Source organism: Plantactinospora sonchi, from assembly GCF_036422035.1.
Taxonomy (GTDB): Bacteria; Actinomycetota; Actinomycetes; order Mycobacteriales; family Micromonosporaceae; genus Plantactinospora; species Plantactinospora sonchi.
This window is the reverse complement of record NZ_JAZGQK010000040.1, coordinates 1-20,303: the sequence shown is the minus strand read 5'-3', so window position 1 is coordinate 20,303 and position 20,303 is coordinate 1. Positions and strand designations below refer to the sequence as shown.

Genomic DNA, 20,303 nt, shown 5'->3' with positions numbered 1-20,303 from the left:
GGTTCACCTCCGTGACCAGCCAGAACACCACCGAACCGTGGATCGTTACCCCGGGCACCGCCGGATCCGCGCAGGTCGCCCACCTCGGGCTGCGGCACGCGCCGTTGGTCCACCGTCGCGCGGGCGAGCGGGACCTGCCGGTGCTGGTCCGGCTGCGCGACGACGCGGCGCGCTGGCAGCTGTCCCGGGGCATCGACCAGTGGAAACCCGCGCAACTCGACGAGCGGCACTTCCGGGCCCGGCTGCGCGACGGCGAGGTGTGGCTGGCCACCATCGGACCGGACGGTCCGGTCGCCGGCGCCTTCGAGCTGTGGTGGGACGACACCGCCGCCTGGGGTCCGCAGCCCCCGGAGGCCGGGTACGTCCACCGGCTGATGACGGATCGGCACACCGCCCCACCCGGCACCGGACGGCGGATGCTCGCCGAGGCCGAGCGGCGGATCGCGGCGGCCGGACGCCGGTTCTGCCGACTGGACTGCCGGGCCGACAACAACCGTCTCCGGCGGTACTACGAGGAGGCCGGATACGTCGTGGTCGGCGAGCAGTCGTCGGCGGGAGAGGGCGCCGGCAGCGGATACCCGGTCACCCTGCTCCAGAAGCCGCTGTAAGGAAGGGGCCCTTCCTATCGTTTTCTGTTGTAGAAGGGCCCCTTCCTAACCGGTCAGGCCGGCACGGTCCACTTCTGGTTGGCGGCGCCGGTGCAGGTCCAGATCTGCGTCGGTGTGCCGTTCGCCGGGTTGTTGTCCAGCACGTCCAGGCACTTGCCGGAGCTGACCCCGGTCAGGTCCCGGGTGGCGGTCGCCGTCCAGCGCTGGTTGGCGGTGCCGGTGCAGGTCCAGATCTGCACCCGGGCGCCGTTCGCCGTCGCGTTGTCCCGGACGTCCAGGCACTTGCCGAGGGCCCGGACCGTACCGTCGGTGCCGAGGGTCCACTGCTGGGCGGCGGAACCGTTGCAGTCGTAGAGCTGCACAGTCGTACCGTCGGCGGGGTTCGCCCCGGCCACGTCCAGGCACCTGCCGGACAGGCCGACGATCTGACCGGTACGGCCACCGCCGCCTCCGCCGCCGGACTGCGTGCCCGACCAGGTGAAGGTGGCACTGGTCCGGGCCGGCAGGGTGTACGTGAACGACTGCCCGCCCCAGACGACCCGGACCGACTGGGCGCTCGTACCGCCGTTGTGCGCGATGAGCGCCTTCGAACCGTCCGGGTTGGCGTACGCGACGTTCTGCACCGTGCCGTTGGCGCTGGAGTCGATCCGGTACGCCCCCGGCCGGACGAACCTGGTCAGGTGGCCGGTGGTGTAGTACTCGACGGTGTAGTCGACCTGCCCGGCCCGGGCGCCGCCCTCCTGGACGGTGATCAGACCGGTGCAGACGTCGCAGCCGCCGTTGTGCGGCCCCTGGTGCTGGTTGAGCGCCAGGCTCCACTTGACCAGGCTGCCGCTCCAGTTGCGGGCGTAGTTGACGATGTCGGCCATGTCCTCGTTGTGCTGGTTGCCGATCCAGTTGCCGCCGGAGTGCTCGGTGCTGAACTGCCGCACCGAGGGGTACTGGGTGTGGACCTGGGTGCCGACGCTCGGACTGCCGCCGTAGCCGTGCCAGGCGATGCCGCCGAAGAGCGGGTCGTTGCGCAGCGCCGCGTCGGCGACGATGCCGGAGCCGATCTGGGCCCAGTCACCGTAGTTCCAGTCGTGCACCATCACCTTCGTGGTGATCCCGGCCGCCCGGAACGCCGGCAGCAGGTGGTTCTTGGTGAACTCCAGCAGCCCGGAGGCATTCCAGCTCATCCCCGGGTAGTTCATCGCCGGCGGGTTGGCGGCCTGGCAGCAGTTCGGCTCGTTCTGCACCGAGACGTAGTCGACCGGGATCCCGGCCGCCTGGTACGCCTGCACGTACTTCACGAAGTACTGGGCGTACATCGGGTAGTACTCCCACTTGAGCCAGCCCATCTGGTCCATCCGGCCGTTGTCCTTCATCCAGCCGGGGGCGCTCCACGGCACGCCCTTGACCCGCAGTGCCGGGTTCAGCGACTTCGCCTGACCGGTGAGCAGTCGGACGTTGGTGTCGTAGCCGTTGCTGTTGAAGTCGTTCAGGTCGCAGCAGGTGTCGTCGAGCGAGACGTTGCCCGGGCGGGACAGGTCCGAGGCGCCCATCGGGTTGCGGACGAAGGAGAGCCCGATCCCGTCGGTCGGGTGGAAGAGCCGGCGCATCACCTGGTCCCGCGTGGCGGCGCTGATCGCACCACCACGCAGCAGGTATGCCGTGGTGTCGGTGATGGACGCCCCGCCGCCCTCGAACTGCTGGTAGCGGGTGTTCTCGTTGACCGTGATGGTGTGTGTCGCCCCGGGGCTGGTGGCGGCGAACGCGATCGGGGTCTGCTGCTGCAGGCCACGGGTGACGGTACGGCCGCCGGAGTCGGAGGTGGTGGTGAGCCAGACGTTCACCTGCTCGTTGGCGGCGTACGCCGAGGATGTCGGGCCGACGACCGCGCCGAACGCGGCGACGCAGAGCGCGAGCAGCCCGGTGGGCAGGGCCCGGCGCAGCGGCTGCAGGCCTCGGCGTGGCGGTTGCCCGGCGCGCGACGACTGGGCCCGGCGACTCGTGGCCGCCGTACCTGCTGGGTTCATGGGACGGATCTCCCTTGTTCGCGGAGTCCAACGGGTCAGCGGCCGGCCGGCACTAATAGGTAACACTCTTTATTAATTAGTGTCAACATGTGCCGTTCGATCGGACCGGGCCGACCCGCCCGACAATCCCCGACGATGGTGATCCGTCCCGACGCAGGCCCGCCACGCTCCCCGCGCACGACCGGCTGCGGTTCGGCAGGGCCGAGGCCCTCGCCGCCCGGTCAGCCGGCACGGCGGTCACACGCCCACCGCCCGCAACGCGTCCGCCTGTGACGTGGCGTCCGCCTCTACACGGCGTCCGCCTGTGACGTGGCGTCGGCGTGTGACCGCACGCCCGCCTGTACGCGGCGGACGGGTTGCCGGCGGCGAACCCTCCGCCCGAGTCGGCCTGACGTGGTTCCGGGTGGGTGGAGCGTGCAGGGCTTCCGTCCACGGCCGGGAGACCCGGCGGCGGGGCTCAGGAGTGGATGTCGCCGTGCTCTACGCAGGTTGCCGTCCAGCCGGCCGGCAGCACCTGCACCTTCATCCGACGACGACAGACGGCGCAGAACCGGGGCGGTTCGAGGTGCCGCGCCCGGCCGCAGGTGTCGTGGCCCCCGTCGGCCAGCGCCCCGCCGCACCGGTCGCACCACGTCCTGTCGACACCCGTCGGGGTCGAGGTGATCGGCTGCACCGTGCTCCTCCTCAGAGCGTCGCCGAAAGCGCCTTCACCGGCATCTTCAGCTCGTCCAGCAGTGCCAGGTCCTCGCTCGCCGGTCGACCCAACGTGGTCAGGTAGTTGCCGACGATGACCGCGTTGATGCCGCCGAGCAGACCGTCCCGGGTGCCCAGGTCGCCGAGGGTGATCTCGCGACCACCGGCGTACCGGAGGATCGTCCGCGGCATCGCCAGCCGGAAGGCGGCGATGGCACGCAGCGCGTCACGCGGCTCGACCGGCGCCTGGTCGCCGAGCGGGGTGCCCGGTCGAGGGTTGAGGAAGTTCAGCGGTACCTCGTGCGGGTCGAGTTCGGCGAGCTGCGCCGCGAACTCGGCCCGCTGCTCGATCGTCTCGCCGAGACCGAGGATGCCGCCGCAGCACACCTCCATCCCGGAGGCGCGGACCATCCGCAGCGTCTCCCACCGTTCCTCCCAGGAGTGCGTGGTGACCACGTTCGGGAAGTGGGAGCGGCAGGTCTCCAGGTTGTGGTTGTAGCGGTGCACACCCATCTCGACCAGCTCGTCGACCTGCTCCTGGCTGAGCATGCCCAGCGAGGCGGCGACCTGGATGTCGACCTCGGCCCTGATGGCGGCGACACCCTCGCGCATCTGCTTCATCAGCCGCGCGTCCGGACCCCGTACCGCGGCCACGATGCAGAACTCGGTGGCACCGGTCGCCGCGGTCTGCTTCGCCGCCTCCACCAGCGACGGGATGTCCAGCCAGACCGACCGGACCGGTGAGGCGAACAGACCGGACTGGGAACAGAAGTGGCAGTCCTCGGGGCAGCCGCCGGTCTTTAGCGAGACGATCCCCTCCACCTCGACCTCCGGGCCGCACCAGCGCATCCGTACCTCGTGGGCGAGCTGGAGGGCGGCGGAGAGCCGCTCGTCGGGGAGCTGGAGCACGGCGAGCACCCCGGCCTCGTCGAGACCGACACCGCCGTCGAGGACCTGGGTCCGTGCCTGGTCGAGGATGTCTGGCATGGGTCGTACCCTACAAGGCGGATCAGCCGTCGATGGTTGCCGACCCGACGGATCCCTGACCACTGGGCCGGCGGCCCGGCCGAGGAGCACGGGGCCGGCGGCCCGGCCGAGGGCTCGGCCTGGGGGCTCGGCGAGGTCGGGGCGAGGGCTCGGCCAGGGTGGGGCCGCCGGCCCGACCGGGACAACCGGCGGTGGCTGCCGGCCCGGCGGCCTCTACCGGAGCCGCCGAGGGTGGTATTTTCGCCGGTCGGGGCCGTCGATCGCACGGCGGCGGAAGTCTCCGCCGAGGCCCCTGCGGGGCCACCATCCGACGGTTCCGCCGAGCGTCTCCGCCCGACAGCGTCGGGTCCGGACGCGGACGACGTGGGGAGTGACGACCGTGTCAGGCTGGCTGGAGGGGCTGGAACGCCGGGCCCAGCTGCGCGCCAGGGCGGGTCTGAGCCGCCGGCTGCGTCCGCGTGCCGCCGACGACCAGGTGGTCGACCTCGCCGGCAACGACTACCTCGGGCTGTCCCGGGACCCGGCGGTGACGGCGGCCGCGGCCGAGGCACTGACCGGGTACGGCCTGGGTGCCACCGGCTCCCGGCTGGTCCGGGGCAGCACCGGAGCGCACCACGAGTTGGAGCGCACGCTCGCCGACTGGCTGGGTGTCGGGCAGGTGCTGGTCTACTCCTCCGGCTACCTGGCGAACCTGGGCGCGGTACGCGCGCTCACCCGCCCCCGTACCCTGCTCGTCTCCGACGCGCACAACCACGCCTCGCTGATCGACGGATGCCGCCTCTCCGGTGCCGAGACGGTCGTCACCCCGCATCTCGACGTCGACGCGGTCGCCTCTGCCCTGGCCGCCGCACCGGGGCGGCCGGCGGTGGTGCTCACCGAGTCGGTCTTCTCCGTCGACGGCGACCTGGCGCCGCTGGCCCGGTTGCACGAGGTCACCCGCGAGTACGGGGCGCTGCTGCTGGTCGACGACGCGCACGCGCTGGGCGTACTCGGGCCCGACGGGGCCGGTGCCGTCGCGGACGCCGGGCTCACCGGTGAACCGGACGTGGTGGTGACCGCGACCCTCTCCAAGGCGCTCGGCGGCGCCGGCGGTGTGGTCGCCGGCCCGGCCGAACTGGTCCGGCATCTGATCGACACCGGCCGGACCTTCATCTACGACACCGCCCTGCCGCCGGCGGTGGCCGCCGGAGTCCTCGCCGCCACCGGCCGCGCCCGGTCCGGTGCCCGGCTGCGGGCCGAACTTGTCGACCGAGCCGGCACCGCGGCCCGTCGGCTCGGTGCGGCCGGACTTGTGGTCTCCACCCCGGTCGCCGGAGTGGTCTCGGTGACCGCGCCCGGCCCCGAGGCGGCGGTGGCCTGGGCGGCCGACTGTCTGGAGCACGGGGTCGCCGTCGGCTGCTTCCGGCCGCCGTCGACACCGGACACCCGCTCCCGGTTGCGGCTGACCATCAACGTCGGGGTGACGAGGGCGGATTTCGACCGGGCCCTGGAGGTGATCGTGGAGTGCGCACCGACCGCGGCGTCGGTTACGGCGACGCTGGCGTCCGCGAGGCCTCCGACGTCGGCGAGTACGGCGGTTACGGCGACGCTGGCGTCCGCGACGCCCCCGACGTCGGTGGGTACGGCGGCCCTGGCGTCCGCCTCCGGGCGTGCGGTGGTGACGGCCCCGCGACCGACGACGACGGCGGTACCGGCCGGAGGTGAGCTCCGGTGACGGGCACGGGCTGGCGGGGGCCGATCCTGGTCACCGGCACCGACACCGACGTGGGCAAGACGGTGGTCACCGCCGCGATCACCGCCGCGGCCCAGGCGGCCGGCCTGCGGGTGGCGGTGCTGAAGCCCGGCCAGACCGGTACGGCGACCGGCGGCCCCTCGGACATCGACACCGTCAACCGGCTGGCGGCCCCGATGACGGCACGCACGTTGATCAGTTATCCCGACCCGCTGGCACCGCTGGCCGCCGCCCGGGTGGCGAACGCGGAGCCGCTGGAGCTCTACACGGTCGTCGACGAGGTACGCGCCGAGGCGGAGAAGCACGACCTGGTGCTGGTCGAGGGTGCCGGCGGTCTGCTGGTCCCGATGGGGCTGCGCCCCTCTGGCGACGCGTGGACCGTCGCCGACCTCGCGGTGGCCATCGGCGCCCCCGCCGTGGTGGTGACCCGGGCCGGTCTCGGCACCCTCAACCACACCGCGCTCACCCTGGAGGCGCTGGACCGCCGGGCGGTGCCGGCCGGGGTGGTCCTCGGCGCCTGGCCGGCCGAGCCGGAGCTGGTGCACTGGGCCAACCTCACCGAACTGGTTCCGAACATGGTCGGTGCGCTGCCCGACGGCGCCGGGACCATGGAGCCGGGTGTGTTCCGCAGGTCCGCGCCGGGCTGGCTCACCCCCGCCCTGTACGGCGTGCTGGACGACTGGCGGACCTGGGCCGACGAGGTCAGCTGACCCGGGGCGCGGGACCTGACTTTCGTCGGTAACGCCCCGTCCGGCCGCTGGGTAACCTGGCCGGATGCTGGCCAGGCTGGGGAGCACCGCCCGGCGTCGTCGCGTTTTGGAGCTGGTACGCGAGCGGCGCGACCTGCTCCTGGACACGTTCCTCTGGGCCGTGCTGTGCGCGCCGATCGGTTGGGCGCTGCTGTCTCCGCCGTACGGGTCGTGGACGGCTGTCCGGCTGGGCGGTGGACTGCTGGTGATGGCCGTCGCGGTGCTGGCGGGTCGCCGGGCACCGCTGTTCTCCCTGGTCATCGTCATTGTGTCGACCCTCGTCGACGGCAACTTCGTCTTCGCCATCCCGGTGATGAGCTACCTGGTGGGTCGGCGGATGTCCAGGGCCGGTCCGGCGGCGTTCACGTTCGGCGCGATCGCCCTCGGCGGCACGCTCCTGAACCTCGGACCGCTTCGCAGCGATGCCGAGATGTGGTATTTCCTGGCCACCACGTTGGTGTTCGGGGGAGTTCTGCCCTGGCTGCTCGGGCGCTACCGGCGTCAGCATCAGGCACTGGTGCTCGCCGGCTGGGAACAGGCGGAGCTGCTGGAGCGGGAGCAACGCGGTGTCGCGGAGCGGATCCGGATGCGGGAGCGGGCGCGGATCGCCCAGGACATCCACGACTCGCTCGGGCACGACCTGAGTCTGATCGCACTCCGGGCCGGTGCGCTGGAACTCGCCGCGGATCTCGACGAGCGGCACCGGCGGGCCGCCGGTGAGGTGCGGACCAGCGTCACGCTGGCCACCGAGCGGCTGCGGCAGGTGATCGGCGTGCTCCGGGAGGACGCCGAGCCGGCGCCCACCCGCCCGGTGGGCGAGGGGATCGCCGAACTCGTCGAGCGGTCTCGCGCCGCCGGCATGTCGGTACGGCTGCTGATCGGTCCGGATGCGGTAGGTGCGGGACGGGACCTTTCGGAACGGGCCGGTCCGCATGCGGTAGGTGCGGGACGGGACCTTTCGGAGCAGGTGGCTTGGCAGCCGGTCGGTGCGGGACGGAACCTTTCGGAGCGGGCCGAGCCGCAGGTGGTGGCTGCGGGGCGGAGGCTTTCGGAACGGGCTGCTCCGCAGCCGGTCACTCCGGAACGTGAGTGCCCGGGGTCGCCCCTCGATCCGGGCCAGGAGGCCCTCCCGCCGTCCGACCGGGAATCGGGGAACGGCACCGTGGCCGGGCCGTCGACCGGGGTGGAGGTGCGGTTGCCGGCCGGCGTACCGCCGCTGGTCGATCGGACCGTCTACCGGGTCGTGCAGGAGGCGCTGACCAACGCGAACCGGCACGCGCCCGGTGCCGCCGTGACCGTACGGCTCGGCACCGCCCCGGACCGGACGCTGCTGCGGGTGGTGAACGACCTGCCGCCCGCCGGCCCGCTGCCGGTGACCCCCGGCAGTGGGACCGGGCTGCTCGGTCTGCGGGAATGGGTGCGCCTGGCCGGCGGGACGTTGCGGGCGGGACCGGCGGCCGGCGGCTTCGAGGTCACGGTGGATTTGCCGCATGTGCCGGGCACCGCCGCCGACGGTGTCGGGGAGCTGTCCGGTTGGGAGCGGGACCCGGGCGTCGCTTCGGCGTCCCCGTCCCTCACCGGGGCGACGCAGGGGCTCCGGCGGGCACGTCGGCAGGTGCGACGCAGCCTGCTGGCGGTGGTCGCGGTGCCGGCGGTGATCGCCGCCGGCCTGACCCTGGCGTACTATCCGATCGCGACCATGGGTGCCGTGCTGGACTCGGCCGAGTTCGACCGGATGCGCCTCGGGCAACCGCGCGCCGAACTGCGCGACGAGCTGCCCCGGCGGCAGATCACCCCACCCGCCCAACCAGCCGGGGAACACGTGCCGGCCGGGGCGGTCTGCGAGCACTACACGGACGGCAGTTTCCCGACGGGGCGGATCGTCTACCGACTCTGCTTCCTCGACGGGCGACTGGTGACCAAGGACCGCGTACCCGGCTGAGCCGGGACGCCGTGACCGGGGCGGACGATCCGCGTACGGGGATGGGCAGGGTACGACGGTGATTCCGGTCCTACTGGCCGACGACGAGATGATGATCCGGGCCGGGGTACGGGCCATCCTCGCCACCGACCCGGAGATCGAGGTGGTGGCGGAGGCGGCCGACGGGCACCAGGCGGTGGAACTGGTCCGGTCCCACCGGCCCCGGGTCGCGCTGTTGGACATCCGGATGCCCCGGCTCGACGGACTCGCGGCCGGTGCGCAGATCCGTCGACTCGTACCGGAGACGGCGGTGATCATGCTCACCACCTTCGGCGAGGACGACTACATCGCCCGGGCGCTCGGCGAGGGCATGGCGGGTTTCCTGCTCAAGTCGGGTGACCCGCGGGAGCTGATCGCCGGGGTGCGGGCGGTGGCGGACGGTGCGGCGTACCTGTCGCCGCAGGTCGCCCGGCGGGTGATCGAGCTCGGTGGCGGACTGCTGGCCCGGGGCCCGGCCGCCCGGGAGCGGATCGAGGCGCTCACCGACCGGGAGCGCGAGGTGCTGACGCTGGTCGGCGCCGGACTCTCCAACGCCGAGATCGGTCGGCGGCTCTTTCTGGTGGAGGGCACCGTGAAGAGCTATCTCAGCAGCATCTTCACCAGGTTGGGGGTACGCAACCGGGTGCAGGCGGCGATCATCGCGTACGAGGCCGGCCTGACCGGGGACGACAACGCCTCCGCCTGACGTCGGTCGGGCACCCCGGCTCGGCGCGCGGGAGCGGTGACCGGGGGAGTGGTTAAGAAGGGGCCCCTCATATGCGGAAAGCGATAGGAAGGGGCCCTTCCTTACTCCTCAGGCGTCGCGGCGGCGGAGCACCGTGTGGCCGGCGATCAGGGTCGCGCCCGCCCATCCGGTGAGCAGGAGCAGACCGACGGCCGGCGGGTACGGGTCGGTGTCGCCGCGCAGGAAGTGCAGTCCGGCGCTGCCGGGCAGTACGTCGGCGATGGTGTTGAACACCGCCAGGTCCGGCAGCCGCAGCATGGTCGGCACCACCATCAGCGTCAGGAAGACCGCGACCAGGGTGCCGACCGGTCCCCGCAACGCCGCGCCGAGGCCCAGGGTGAAGACGCTGACCAGCGCCAGGTACGCCCCGACGCCGAGCGCGTCACCGACCGCTTCGGGCCCCTCGAACCGTCCCCACTCACCGAGCACCGGCGCGGCGACCACGGCACCGAGCACACCCAGCAGGGTGCCGACGGCGAAGGTGACCCCGGCGACGACCGTGGTCTTGGCCAGCAGCAGGCGCCACCGGGACGGCGTCCACTGCAGGGTGTTGCGGATCATCCCGGTGCCGTACTCGCTGGTGATGACGAGCAGGGCGAGCGCGAGCACCGCGAACTGGGTCAGTTCGACGGCGTCGATCGCCATCCGGCCGATCGCGACCACGCCACGGTCGTCGACCGGTTCGGGGTTGGTGTTGCTGTTCTGCACGTAGATGGCGAGCTGACCGGCGGTCGCGGCCATCAGTACGACGCTGGAGAGCAGACACCACCACACCGAGCGGACCGACCACAGTTTGGTCCACTCGCTGGCGATCGCACCGGGCAGTCCACCCCCGGGGTGCCGGGCCCCCGCGGAGTCCGGCCGTCCCGGAAAGTCCGGCCGTCCCGGAAAGTCCGGCCGTCCCGGAAAGTCCGGGCGGTGCGTGGTACGGGCGGTCGGCGTGCTCATCGGGCCTCGATCCGGGTCGGGTGGGTGGCGGCGCCGACGGGGGAGCCGGTGAACTGCAGGCTGTTGTCGGTGAGTTCGAGGTAGGCCTGTTCCAGGGAGGCCTCCCGGACGCTCAGCCCGTGCAGCCGTACGCCGAGTTCGTGGGCCAGGTCGCCGACCTCGGCGACGGTCGTACCGGTGACCACGAGTTCGTCCACGCCGACCGGCTCGACGGTGCGGCGTCGGGCGACCAGCCGGTCCCGGAGTCGGCCGAGCGCGGCCGGCTCCGGGCTGAGGACCCGGACGGCGGTCAGCGAGCTGGCCGCGATCACCTCGGCGATCGGCGCGTCGGTGATCAGCCGGCCGCGGCCGATCACCACGAGCTGGTCGGCGGTGAGCTGCACCTCGCTCATCAGGTGACTGGAGACGAAGACGGTACGTCCCTCGGCGGCCAGCGACCGCATCAGCTCGCGGATCCACCGCACCCCGTCCGGGTCGAGGCCGTTCACCGGCTCGTCGAAGATCAGCACCCCGGGATCACCGAGCAGTGCGCCGGCGATGCCGAGCCGCTGTCCCATGCCGAGGGAGAAGGAGCCGGCCCGTCTGCCGGCGACCTCGGTCAGGCCGACGGTGGCCAGCACCTCGTCCACCCGGCCGGTCGGGATGCCGTTGCTGCGGGCCATCGCGGTCAGGTGGGCCCGGGCGCTCCGCCCCGGATGCACGGCCCGGGCGTCGAGCAGCGCGCCGACCACCCGGAGCGGGTGCCGCAGCGTCAGGTACGGCCGCCCGTCGACCAGCGCGGTTCCGGAGTCCGGCCGGTCCAGGCCGAGGATCATCCGCATCGTGGTGGACTTGCCCGCCCCGTTCGGCCCGAGGAAGCCGGTTACCCGGCCCGGCGCGATCTCCAGGGTCAGCGCGTCGACCGCGGTTGTCGTGCCGAAGCGTTTGGTGAGTTCGGTTAACGTGATCATGAATCCCTTCCGGGCACTCGTCCGGAATCCGGTCATCCGGCCGTCCCCGACGCTAGGAATCCGGGGTGGGGCGGCGCAGCGGACGATCGACGGCCACCCGGCCCCACTTTCGTCAACCCGCTCGGGCGGTAACGGGCACGGTGTCGCAATCGCGGGGGGTGGATCACGGCCCGCACCCGCCGGGGGTCGTACGCTTGGTCCGGTCCGTGGACGGCGCGGTGCTGGAGGAGCGTGTCATGCAGCAGGTCGAGGCGGATTCGTCGACTCCGGAGGAGACGACCGCGGTGGGACGTACCCGATGGTTTCCCCGGATCGTCGTCCTGGCGCTCCTGATCGTCGTGGTCGACCAGCTCACGAAGTTCTGGGCCACCTCGGCGCTCTCCGGCGGCCGGTCCCGCGAGGTCCTCGGTGACCTGCTCAGCCTGCGGCTGCTCTACAACCCGGGGGCGGCCTTCTCGATCGGCACCGGGCACACCTGGGTCTTCGCGATCATCGCGGCGGTGGCCGTCGTCGCGATCACCCGGGCCGCCTGGCGGGTGCGCTCCCGCGCCTGGGCGCTCGCCCTCGGCCTGATGCTGGGCGGCGCCACGACCCACCTGTCGGACCGGTTGTTCCGGGAACCCGGTTTCGCCCGGGGACACGTTGTCGACTTCATCGACTACGCCGGGTTTTTTGTCGGGAACGTCGCTGACATCTGCCTGGTGGTCGGTGGTGTGCTGATCGTCCTGCTCTACCTGCGCGGCATCGACCTGGACGGCCGGCGCGGCGAGCACTGAACCCGGCTGCCGGCCCGGGGCTGGTCCGGTCCGGGTGACGGCTCAGCGGCGGGCCACCACAAACGCGTCCGGCATCCGGAACGAGAGATTGTCCGGGCACCAGGGGGCACGCCGTACCGCGACGTCGGTGAGCAGCGGCGCGGTTTCCGCCACCACCACCGCCGCCTCCAACCGGGACAGTTGGGCACCGACGCAGCGGTGCGCGCCGGCCCCGAACGCCAGGTGCCGCCGCGAACCGCGCTGACCGGGAGCGAACTCCTCCGGCGCGGCCACCACCGCCGGGTCGCGACCGGCGCGGGCCAGCCAGAGCACCAGGCTGGCTCCCTCCGGTACGGCGGTGCCGGCCAACGTGGTGTCCCGGACCGCCACCCGGCGCCAGGTGACGATCGGCGGTTCCAGGCGCAGCCCCTCCTCCACCACGTCCTCGACCCCGACCGTGCCGTCGCGCAGCCCGGCGAGCACCGCCGGTTCCCGGGTGAGCCGGTGCAGCAGCAGGGTGAGGAACTGCGAGGTGGTCTCCTGGCCGGCGACCAGCAGGAAGAACAGCGCGCCGACGACCACCTCCGGCGGGTGCCCGGCGGTCCGTAGCCGGCCGACCATCCCGTCCCCGGTCCCGGCGAACTCCCGCAGTACGGCGTGGAACCGCCCGACGGTGTCGGCCAGCGCACGCTGCCGTCCGGTGTCGACCGGGGCCCAGAACAGTTCGAGGGCGGCCCGGGTGAACTCCTTGACGGTGGCGGCGGGCGCCTCCGGCAGGTCGACGAGTCGGGCCAGCACGAGCAGCGGCAGGTCGGCCGCGAGATCGGCGTACAGGTCGACGGGGTGGCCGGCGTCGAGCGCGGCGCGCAGCCGGTCGACCCGCTCGCGGACCAGGGTGGTCAGCCAGGGGCGCAGTGCGGCGACCCGGTGCGGATGCAGGGCGTCGGCGACGATGCCCCGGATCTCCGGGTGGCTGGCTCCGCCGTTGTTGGCCAGGGTCGGCGGCAGTCGGAAACCGTGTCCGGCGAGTACCCGCAGCGAGGCGACCGGGATCGGGGTGACCGCGTCCAGCGCGTTGTCCGGGCGGAACGTGTCGGGGTCGGCGAGCACCTGGCGGACCAGGGCGTGCCGGGTCACCACCAGGTGGTCGACCCCGAGGTGGTCGGGCACGGTGACGACGTCCGGCCAGGTCTGCTCGACCGGCTCCTGCCAACTGCGAAACAGCACGCCACCACGCTAGTCAGTACGCGGATCCGGGTCGGTACGCCCCGGCCCCGGGGTGGCGGAGATCAACTCCCAGACCGTGCCGTGCTTGACCCGGACGCTCTCCAGGGCGGGCGAGACCGGGATGTCGTAGCCGTCCAGCCGACGGAACCGGGACCGGGGCAGGTACGCCCGTTCCGGGTCGCCGACCAGCACCCGGGCGCCACCGTCCCGGGCGGCCCGGAGCAGGAACCGGAGCATCCGGTTGGCCATCGCCTGGCTGTAGAAGACGTCGCCGGCCAGCACCACCTCGGCGTCTCCGGCGTCGTCGTCGAGGATGTCGCCGAGTCGGGTCTCCACGACCACCCCGTTGGCCCGGGCGTTCACCTCGATCGCGGCGACCGCGGTCGGGTCGACGTCGACCGCCCGGACCTGGGCGGCACCGGCCCGGGCGGCGGCGACCGCGACCAGGCCGGAGCCGGACGCCAGGTCGAGCACCCGACGGCCACTGACCGTCTCCGGGTGGTCGAGGAGGTACCGGGCCAGGGCCTGGCCGCCGGCCCAGGCGAAGGCCCAGAACGGCGGCGGCTGCTCGCTGCGGAACTCGCCCTCGGTCAGCTCCCACAGCCCGATCGGCTCGGCCGCCTGGTGCAGGCGGATCTCGGGTACCGCCGCGACCGGGGCGAGCCCGGCGTAGGCCCGGACGAATTCAGCGACGCTCTCCGACACAACCGCAGATTGTGCCCGGCGGGACACCCGGGTCCGGTGCCGGGGCGGCGTGTCGCGACGTGTCGGTAACCGGTTCACCACTGTCCGTGAATTCTGCCCCATTGATTGCTGAAAGGTGCCTATACGCCACTCTTCCGCCACCCGGCCGGCGCCCATAGCGTCGGTTCCGCACAGATTCGTCGGTGTGCCGTCCGTCAGGCGTCCGGCGGACCCGACCGACGAGATCCGGCGACGACGAGGCGGTGGTGGCGATGCGGCGGTGCGGTGTGTTCCGGCTCGGGCTCGTACTGGCCGGTGCGACCGTGGGCCTGACGCTGCTGCCGGCCGTGCCGGCCGCGGCGGCGCCCGGGTTCCGTACCGTGCTGACGGCGGTGCCGGACGCCTTCCCGGCCGGCGGCGACATCCGTACCGTCACCGCGGTCGTGTCGACCACCCTCGACGACGGCTGCCGCAAGGTTCGTTGGGCGCTGCTGCTCCAGGTGTCCGGCCTGCGACTCGACCAGGTCGGAGTCGACCGGGTCGAGGAGACCGGATCCTTTCCGACGGCGGTCCGGGCCGGTGGCGACAGCGCCCGGCTGACCGACCGGAACCTGGACCCGGGCACCCTCTGCCGGGACCGGACCGTCACCGCCCAGTACCGGATCGCGGTCGCCGGGGACGCGCCGGAGGGCCGGATCAGCCTCACCGTCGAGGCGTACGACGCACAGGGGCGGCTGCTCGACCAGGCGGGTGCCACCCGGGAGGTGACCGGCGCCCGGGCCGCTCGCGGCGGCCGGGCCACCCCGAAACCGTCGAAAGCGGCACCGACCCCGTCCCGTTCCGCCCGGCCGACCCCCGCGACACCGACCGCCACCGGGCCGGCCGAGGAGGCCGAAGCGACGCCCGGTGACGACACCGGGTCGGAGGAACCGGCCGAGGGTGCGGCCGGGCTGGCCGGAGCGGACACCCCCCGGGACGGGGACGCCCGGGGTGCCGACCGGGCCGGCGCGGTCACCGGGCCGGACCGGATCGGGCCGGTCCAGGTCGGCTTCGCCGTCGGTGGCGTGCTGCTCTTCCTCGGGGTCGGGCTGCTGCTGCGGGTACTCAGCCGGAACAGGGAGACCGTGCCGGAACCGGTACCGCCGGCGCGGCGCGGCCGGTCCGGCTACCCGCCCCGGACGACGGGACGGCGCCGCGCCGCCCATCTCCCCGACTGGTGAACCGACCACTTCGGACAGCGCACCGCCGCCCGACCCGGGCGGACGACCCGGGACGGACGGCGGCGTGGCGCTGTGCGGCGGAACCGGCGGTTACCGGCCGAACGCCTGGAACTCCGCGACCCGCACCTGGTTACGGGCCGGGCTCGCGGTGGTGCAGTCGGTGCTGGTCGCCGGGTCGTTGTCCTGCTCACCGGCGTAGTTCGGCCCACCGGTGCACTGGCTGGTCAGCACCTCCAGCCGAAGGTGGGTGGCGACCGTGGTCGGGATGTCGAACGACCGGAGGTTGATGTCCCGGGAGTACGCCCGGTACGCCCCACCGGGGAACGCGTCCGACCTGCTGGTGTAGACCCGCCGGTAGTTCGCGTCGTCGGTGCAGTCCCGCCGGGTCGAGTCGCAGGCCAGTACGGCGAACGACCGCAACGCGGAGAGGGCGTTCTGCGAACCGGTGTCCGGGCCGGTGGTGACCGACGGACGCAGGTACCCGCTGACGTTCACCCGCCGGACGGTCTGCGGCCGGTCCCCGGCGAGGTCGACGGTGATCCGCTTGCCGGCCACCCCGTCCAGGGACGCCCAGTTGGTCGCCTCGGTGTCGTCGACAACCTGGTCGAGGTTGACGCCGTCACCGGTCACCGCCGCCCCGGAGGCACCGGAGGCGAGGTTGCGACGCAGTTCCAGCTCCAGCTTCTGGGGCTGGTCGCCGTGCCGGCCCTTGCCCACCTTGAACTCCCTGCTGAACCGGGTGTGCCCGAACCCGGGCGCCACCGCCACGAAGGAGAACCTCGTGCCCGGGACCACCTCGAAGGTGTCCGGCAGCGGTGTCGCCGGGTCGGTGTCCGCGACCGGTACCGCCCGGGCCTCGTACTCGCCGAGGTAGAGCCGGACCGGCGCGGCCGCGCTCTCGCCCTCGGGGCGCAGCGTGACGGTGACGTTGCGACCGTGCGGGGAGGCGAAGCTCGGGGTCGGGTCGGTGTCCGCCGCGCCGTTGGTCACGGCGTCCCGACCGAGGCCGGACTCGGCGAAGGCCCGCCAGATGATGTCGGCGTTGCGTCCGCCGAACCGGAGCTGGTCGGCGGCGAGCATGTTGTCCCGCATGTCGATCATGCTGACCGAGCTGGCCGCCTGGAGCAGGTACGAGTCGAAGACCAGCTGCGACCAGCGCCGGTTGCCCGGGCACCTCTCCACCGGCACCTTCCCGTTGGCGCAGTCGAGCTGTCGGGACGGGGTGCCGAGGCCGTACCGCTCGACCAGCGCGGACCGGACCCGCCAGTTGGTCGCGCCCCAGATCTCCCCGTCGGCGTGCACCGCCGGACCGGCCGTGTTGTAGCCGATGTCCGAGTAGTTCAGCGGGCTGCGGCTGAGGTCGTAGTTGCGGATGCCACTGACCAGGTTGCCGGTGACGTAGCCGCCGGTGATGAACGGGGTCTCGCCGGGTGCCCGCAGGTTGTGCTGGAAGAGGTACTCGGCACCCATCAGGTCGCCCCAGGACTCGCCCATCGCGCCGCCCTGGTGGCCGCTGATGCCGCTGTCCGGGCCGCCGATCATGCGGTTGGTCACCGCGTGCATGTACTCGTGCCCGATCACCGTCATGTCGTAGTCGCCGTCCACACAGGGCGGGTACGGCCCACCCGCGGCCGGCTGCCACAGGTACATGTTGGTGGTCGGCGGCAGGCCGTCGCGCGGGGTGCCCTGGTTGGCGTTGTTCCGGTTGCCGCTGAGCGCGCCCTGCTGGGCGCGACCCTGCTCGGCGTCGCCACCGAGGCCCTGCCCGCTCAGGTTGACCGCCTGCAGGTTCCACGACGACTCGGTGAAGCCCAGGTGGTACGTCCAGTCGTGCATCCGGTTGTGCATCGCGAACAGGTTGGCGATCGCGGCGTCCGCGTCGTTGCGGTGGGCGGAGCTGAAGACCGCCGGGTCACACTTCGAGGTCCGCCACGGGTCGCTGAACGGGTAGACGTAGTCCCGGGTCTCGCTGGTCGGCGCGGGTACGACCGGGGTGTTCGCGCCCCAGGAGACGACCGTGTTGGCCGAGTTGCCCCGCGAGGTGAGCGTCGGCTCGCCGGTGGCCAGGTCGACGTCCCAGGCCTGCCCGCTGACCGGGTCCTTCACCGTACGCTCGCAGCCGCGCTCCCAGGTCAGGCACCAGCGCACCCGGGAATCCTCCCGGCCGGGCTTCACCCGGCTCGGCGGGGTGGCCGGGAAGACCGCCCACTGCGGGTTGTCCGAGTCGAAGTCGACGAGGTCCTCCCGGACCAGGACGCTGCTGTGCTCGCCGTCGACGAAGGTGGTGAACGCGGTCGGGTGCGCGCTGTCGGCGGAGATCAGGGTGACCTCCCAGGCGGCCCGGGCCGGACCGTCCGGGACCGGGACGGCCACCTGGCGCGTCTCGTGCCGGGTGACCTGTGCCGCGGTCAGCCCGGCGTCGGCGAGCGCGGCCGCGTACGCCTGCTCCGCCGAGATGGTGACCGGACTCGGCGCCCCGGTGTACCGGGAGAGCGAGGAGCTGACGTTGAGCACCCTGCCGTCGCTGACCGCGATGCTGACCAGGCCGTCGTGGCCGGCTGGCAGGTCGCCGAAGCGCTGCCGCAGGGTGACCACGGCGCCGGTGCCGATCTGTCGGACCAGCAGTCGTTCCAGGCCGGCCACCGCCTCCGGGTCCAGCCCGAAGAGGTCCCGGTTGGCGCTCAGGTACTGCCGGGCCGCCGTCTCCGGGTCGGCGTCCAGCCCGCTGGCGAGCGGGCCGTCGGTGGCGGTCAGCGCGTGCGGGGTGCCGAGCGCGTTCCAGCGGACGGTGCCGGCCAGTTGCCTGGCCAGTCCGCGCTGCCGGGCGTCCGGGGCGGCCGCGCCGCCCCGGTTGTCGACGTCCCGGTGGGCGTGGCTGCCGCCGTACGACTCGGGTTCTTCCGCCGGTGTGACCGGTCCGGTGGGGCCGGTTGGTGCCGCGCTCGCCGAGGTGGCGACGGGCAGCAGCGCGGCGGCCAGTACGGCCGCGGTGAACGCCGGTACGAGCCGTCGTCGGCTCCGGAGCGGTGATCTCCACCCGGATCGTGGCAAGGGGTCCTCCTTGGACTTCGGGTACGGGGAACGGGGGTGAGCGGGGAGGGACGGAGCGCTCGCGGACCGGGGTGGTCCGTGATGCGGGTACGGCGGAGCCGACCGGGGTCGGCCCGGCCCGAAGATGGATCATGAGCGCGTGTAGATACGTGGATATCAGCAGGTGGGAGCGGAAAGCAAGAAGTGATCGCGGACCGGTCGGGATTTCCGGGGGCGCGACGACGGGGGGTGGTCCGGTCGGGAGGGTCGCTGGGCGGCAGCGGAACCCCTGGTGGGGGGAGGTCCCGGTCCCTTGACAACCGGCGGGCGCCCCCCTACCGTCCGGACTAGTTAAATCGTTTCATCCCCGCAACTGACAGCATCGACATACACACCCCACACCGCGACCAGGTCCACGTCGACGTCGGCGAGTTCCCCGGCGGCGAGCGCGATCCCTGCCCGTCCTGGGTAAGCGCTTACCGGCACTCCAGACGTCCCGCCGATCCGCCGTGACGACGGTCGGACCTGGGCGCCCCGGGAAGGAGAACCTCCATGGTGCACACCCGGCGCATGCCCCGCGCAGCGCGGGTCGCCACCCTCGCCGCGGCCGCGCTGCTCGTGCTGCCGCTGGCCGCCTGCGGCGGCGACGACGGCGGCTCGGACGGCACGGTAACCCTCGATTTCACCTGGTGGGGCAATGACGACCGGGCGAAGGTCACCGAGGCGGCCATCGACCTGTTCGAGCAGAAGCACCCGAACATCAAGGTGAACACCTCGTTCGGGGCCTTCGACGCGTACTTCCAGAAGCTCTCCACCCAGATCGCCGGCGGCGACGCCCCGGACGTGGTGCAGATGGACCGCGCCTACCTGCGTGAGTACGCCGAACGCAACGCGCTGCGCGACCTCACCGAGTACGTCGAGGACGGCACCCTGAAGGTCGCCGACCTGACCCAGACCCTGCTGCCGGCCGGCAAGGTCGGCGACGCGACGTACGCCGTCCCGATCGCCCAGAACACCCAGGGCATCGTCTACGACCCGGCGCTGTGGGAGAAGGCCGGTGTCGCCGCGCCGACCCCGACCTGGACCTGGGCCGACATGCAGGCCGCCGGGCAGAAGATCAGCCAGGCCAACGGGGGCAAGGTGGCCGGCTTCGGCGACTTCGGCTTCGCGATCGACTGGTTCGACATCTGGCTGCGCCAACGGGACAAGGCGATCTACACCGACGACGGCAAGCTCGGCTTCACCGAGGCCGACCTGACCGCCTTCTGGACGATGACCGGCCAGATGCGTGACGCGGGCGCACTCGCCCCGGCGGCGCTGACCACCCAGCTCGACGGCTCGATCCAGAACTCGTCGCTGATCAAGAAGGGCGTCGTCGGCGAGGTCAACTACGACTCCAGCTACACCGGCCTGGTCGGCGCGTACGGCGCACCGCTGGCCATCGCGCCGATGCCCAGCGACACCGCCAAGCGGGGCATGATCGCCTCGATGTCGATGGCGTACAGCGTGGCCCAGCGCAGCGAGCACCCGAAGGAGGCCGCGATGCTGGTCGACTTCCTGGTCAACGACGTCGAGGCCGGCAAGGCGCAGGGCGTCGCCCGGGGTATGCCCGCCAACGCCAAGGTCCGGGACGCGATCGCGCCGAGCCTGACCGAGAACGACAAGAAGGTGTACGAGTTCGAGAGCTCGGTGGCGAGCCTGCTGCTGCCCACCCCGCCGGCCCAGCCGAAGGGCGGCGGCGCGGTCAAGGCCGAGTTCCAGCGGGTCTACGACGAGGTCATCTTCGGCCGCATCCCGGCCGCCGAGGGTGCCAAGCGGGTCATCGCCGAGGCTGCCAGCCAGCTCGGCTGAGGTTGGCGCCGTGGCGCGCCCGGATCCCGGCCCTGCCGTGTGCGGTCGGTCGGGTCGGGACGGTCGGGCCACGGTGCCGACGGCCGGTGCCGCGACGACGGGGGGGGGGGCCCCCCGCGGGGGGCCCCCCCCCCCCCACCCCCACC

The 20,303-nt window shown here is 72.7% G+C and carries 15 protein-coding genes and 1 pseudogene; 8 read left to right on the top strand and 8 right to left on the bottom strand.

All coding sequences use genetic code 11. The features are described 5' to 3' along the window. The first annotated feature begins 11 nt into the window (after positions 1–11). On the top strand, positions 12–608 hold the full coding sequence (locus V1633_RS34495) for a GNAT family N-acetyltransferase (protein ID WP_331218493.1): 597 nt from the start codon (positions 12–14) through the stop codon (positions 606–608). A 53-nt stretch (positions 609–661) separates the two neighbouring features. Here the strand turns inward: V1633_RS34495 and V1633_RS34490 are convergent, their stop codons facing one another. The 3 genes from V1633_RS34490 to bioB form a co-directional block, all read right to left on the bottom strand. After that, complete coding sequence (locus V1633_RS34490; protein ID WP_331218492.1) at positions 662–2,626, bottom strand: lectin; 1,965 nt, start codon at positions 2,624–2,626, stop codon at positions 662–664. A gap of 457 nt (positions 2,627–3,083) precedes the next feature. Beyond that, positions 3,084–3,299 carry a biotin synthase auxiliary protein BsaP gene (gene bsaP, locus V1633_RS34485; protein WP_331218491.1) on the bottom strand — a complete coding sequence of 72 codons (216 nt, stop codon included), beginning with the start codon at positions 3,297–3,299 and terminating at the stop codon, positions 3,084–3,086. Positions 3,300–3,310: 11 nt separating this feature from the next. After that, positions 3,311–4,306, bottom strand: coding sequence for a biotin synthase BioB (gene bioB, locus V1633_RS34480; RefSeq protein ID WP_331218490.1), 996 nt, complete (start codon positions 4,304–4,306; stop codon positions 3,311–3,313). A 379-nt stretch (positions 4,307–4,685) separates the two neighbouring features. On the opposite strand from bioB, the pseudogene V1633_RS34475 reads away from it, so the two are divergent. The 4 genes and pseudogenes from V1633_RS34475 to V1633_RS34460 all read left to right on the top strand — a co-directional run. Beyond that, a pseudogene (locus V1633_RS34475) lies at positions 4,686–5,819 on the top strand (8-amino-7-oxononanoate synthase); the annotation flags it as partial. Between the two features lie 224 nt (positions 5,820–6,043). Further along, positions 6,044–6,748, top strand: a complete 705-nt coding sequence (bioD, locus tag V1633_RS34470) for a dethiobiotin synthase (RefSeq protein ID WP_331218511.1) — start codon at positions 6,044–6,046, stop codon at positions 6,746–6,748. A gap of 64 nt (positions 6,749–6,812) precedes the next feature. Continuing rightward, positions 6,813–8,729, top strand: coding sequence for a sensor histidine kinase (locus tag V1633_RS34465; protein WP_331218489.1), 1,917 nt, complete (start codon positions 6,813–6,815; stop codon positions 8,727–8,729). Between the two features lie 88 nt (positions 8,730–8,817). Beyond that, positions 8,818–9,453, top strand: a complete 636-nt coding sequence (locus V1633_RS34460; protein WP_456238653.1) for a response regulator — start codon at positions 8,818–8,820, stop codon at positions 9,451–9,453. Positions 9,454–9,561: 108 nt separating this feature from the next. On the opposite strand, the gene V1633_RS34455 is transcribed toward V1633_RS34460, so the two are convergent. Both V1633_RS34455 and V1633_RS34450 read right to left on the bottom strand, forming a co-directional pair. Further along, complete coding sequence (locus tag V1633_RS34455; RefSeq protein WP_331218487.1) at positions 9,562–10,440, bottom strand: ABC transporter permease; 879 nt, start codon at positions 10,438–10,440, stop codon at positions 9,562–9,564. Then, positions 10,437–11,390: an ATP-binding cassette domain-containing protein gene (locus tag V1633_RS34450; RefSeq protein WP_331218486.1), complete on the bottom strand. Its 954-nt coding sequence runs from the start codon at positions 11,388–11,390 to the stop codon at positions 10,437–10,439. The genes V1633_RS34455 and V1633_RS34450 overlap by 4 nt, the downstream gene beginning before the upstream one ends. Before the next feature lie 236 nt (positions 11,391–11,626). Between V1633_RS34450 and V1633_RS34445 the strand changes: the two genes are divergently transcribed. Continuing rightward, positions 11,627–12,166, top strand: coding sequence for a signal peptidase II (locus V1633_RS34445; protein WP_331218485.1), 540 nt, complete (start codon positions 11,627–11,629; stop codon positions 12,164–12,166). A 42-nt stretch (positions 12,167–12,208) separates the two neighbouring features. Here the strand turns inward: V1633_RS34445 and V1633_RS34440 are convergent, their stop codons facing one another. Both V1633_RS34440 and V1633_RS34435 read right to left on the bottom strand, forming a co-directional pair. Beyond that, the gene (locus tag V1633_RS34440; RefSeq protein ID WP_331218484.1) at positions 12,209–13,372 is read right to left on the bottom strand and encodes a cytochrome P450; all 1,164 of its coding nucleotides are present in this window, start codon (positions 13,370–13,372) and stop codon (positions 12,209–12,211) included. 9 nt (positions 13,373–13,381) lie between these two features. Continuing rightward, positions 13,382–14,077: a class I SAM-dependent methyltransferase gene (locus tag V1633_RS34435; RefSeq protein ID WP_331218483.1), complete on the bottom strand. Its 696-nt coding sequence runs from the start codon at positions 14,075–14,077 to the stop codon at positions 13,382–13,384. Positions 14,078–14,328: 251 nt separating this feature from the next. On the opposite strand from V1633_RS34435, the gene V1633_RS34430 reads away from it, so the two are divergent. Continuing rightward, the gene (locus V1633_RS34430; RefSeq protein ID WP_407952161.1) at positions 14,329–15,276 is read left to right on the top strand and encodes a hypothetical protein; all 948 of its coding nucleotides are present in this window, start codon (positions 14,329–14,331) and stop codon (positions 15,274–15,276) included. Positions 15,277–15,366: 90 nt separating this feature from the next. Here V1633_RS34430 and V1633_RS34425 read toward each other — a convergent pair whose 3' ends face one another. Beyond that, the gene (locus V1633_RS34425) at positions 15,367–18,327 is read right to left on the bottom strand and encodes a M36 family metallopeptidase (RefSeq protein WP_331218481.1); all 2,961 of its coding nucleotides are present in this window, start codon (positions 18,325–18,327) and stop codon (positions 15,367–15,369) included. A gap of 549 nt (positions 18,328–18,876) precedes the next feature. Between V1633_RS34425 and V1633_RS34420 the strand changes: the two genes are divergently transcribed. Beyond that, positions 18,877–20,157 (top strand): ABC transporter substrate-binding protein, encoded by a 1,281-nt coding sequence (locus tag V1633_RS34420; RefSeq protein ID WP_331218480.1) that lies wholly within the window; start codon positions 18,877–18,879, stop codon positions 20,155–20,157. Positions 20,158–20,303 lie beyond the last annotated feature (146 nt).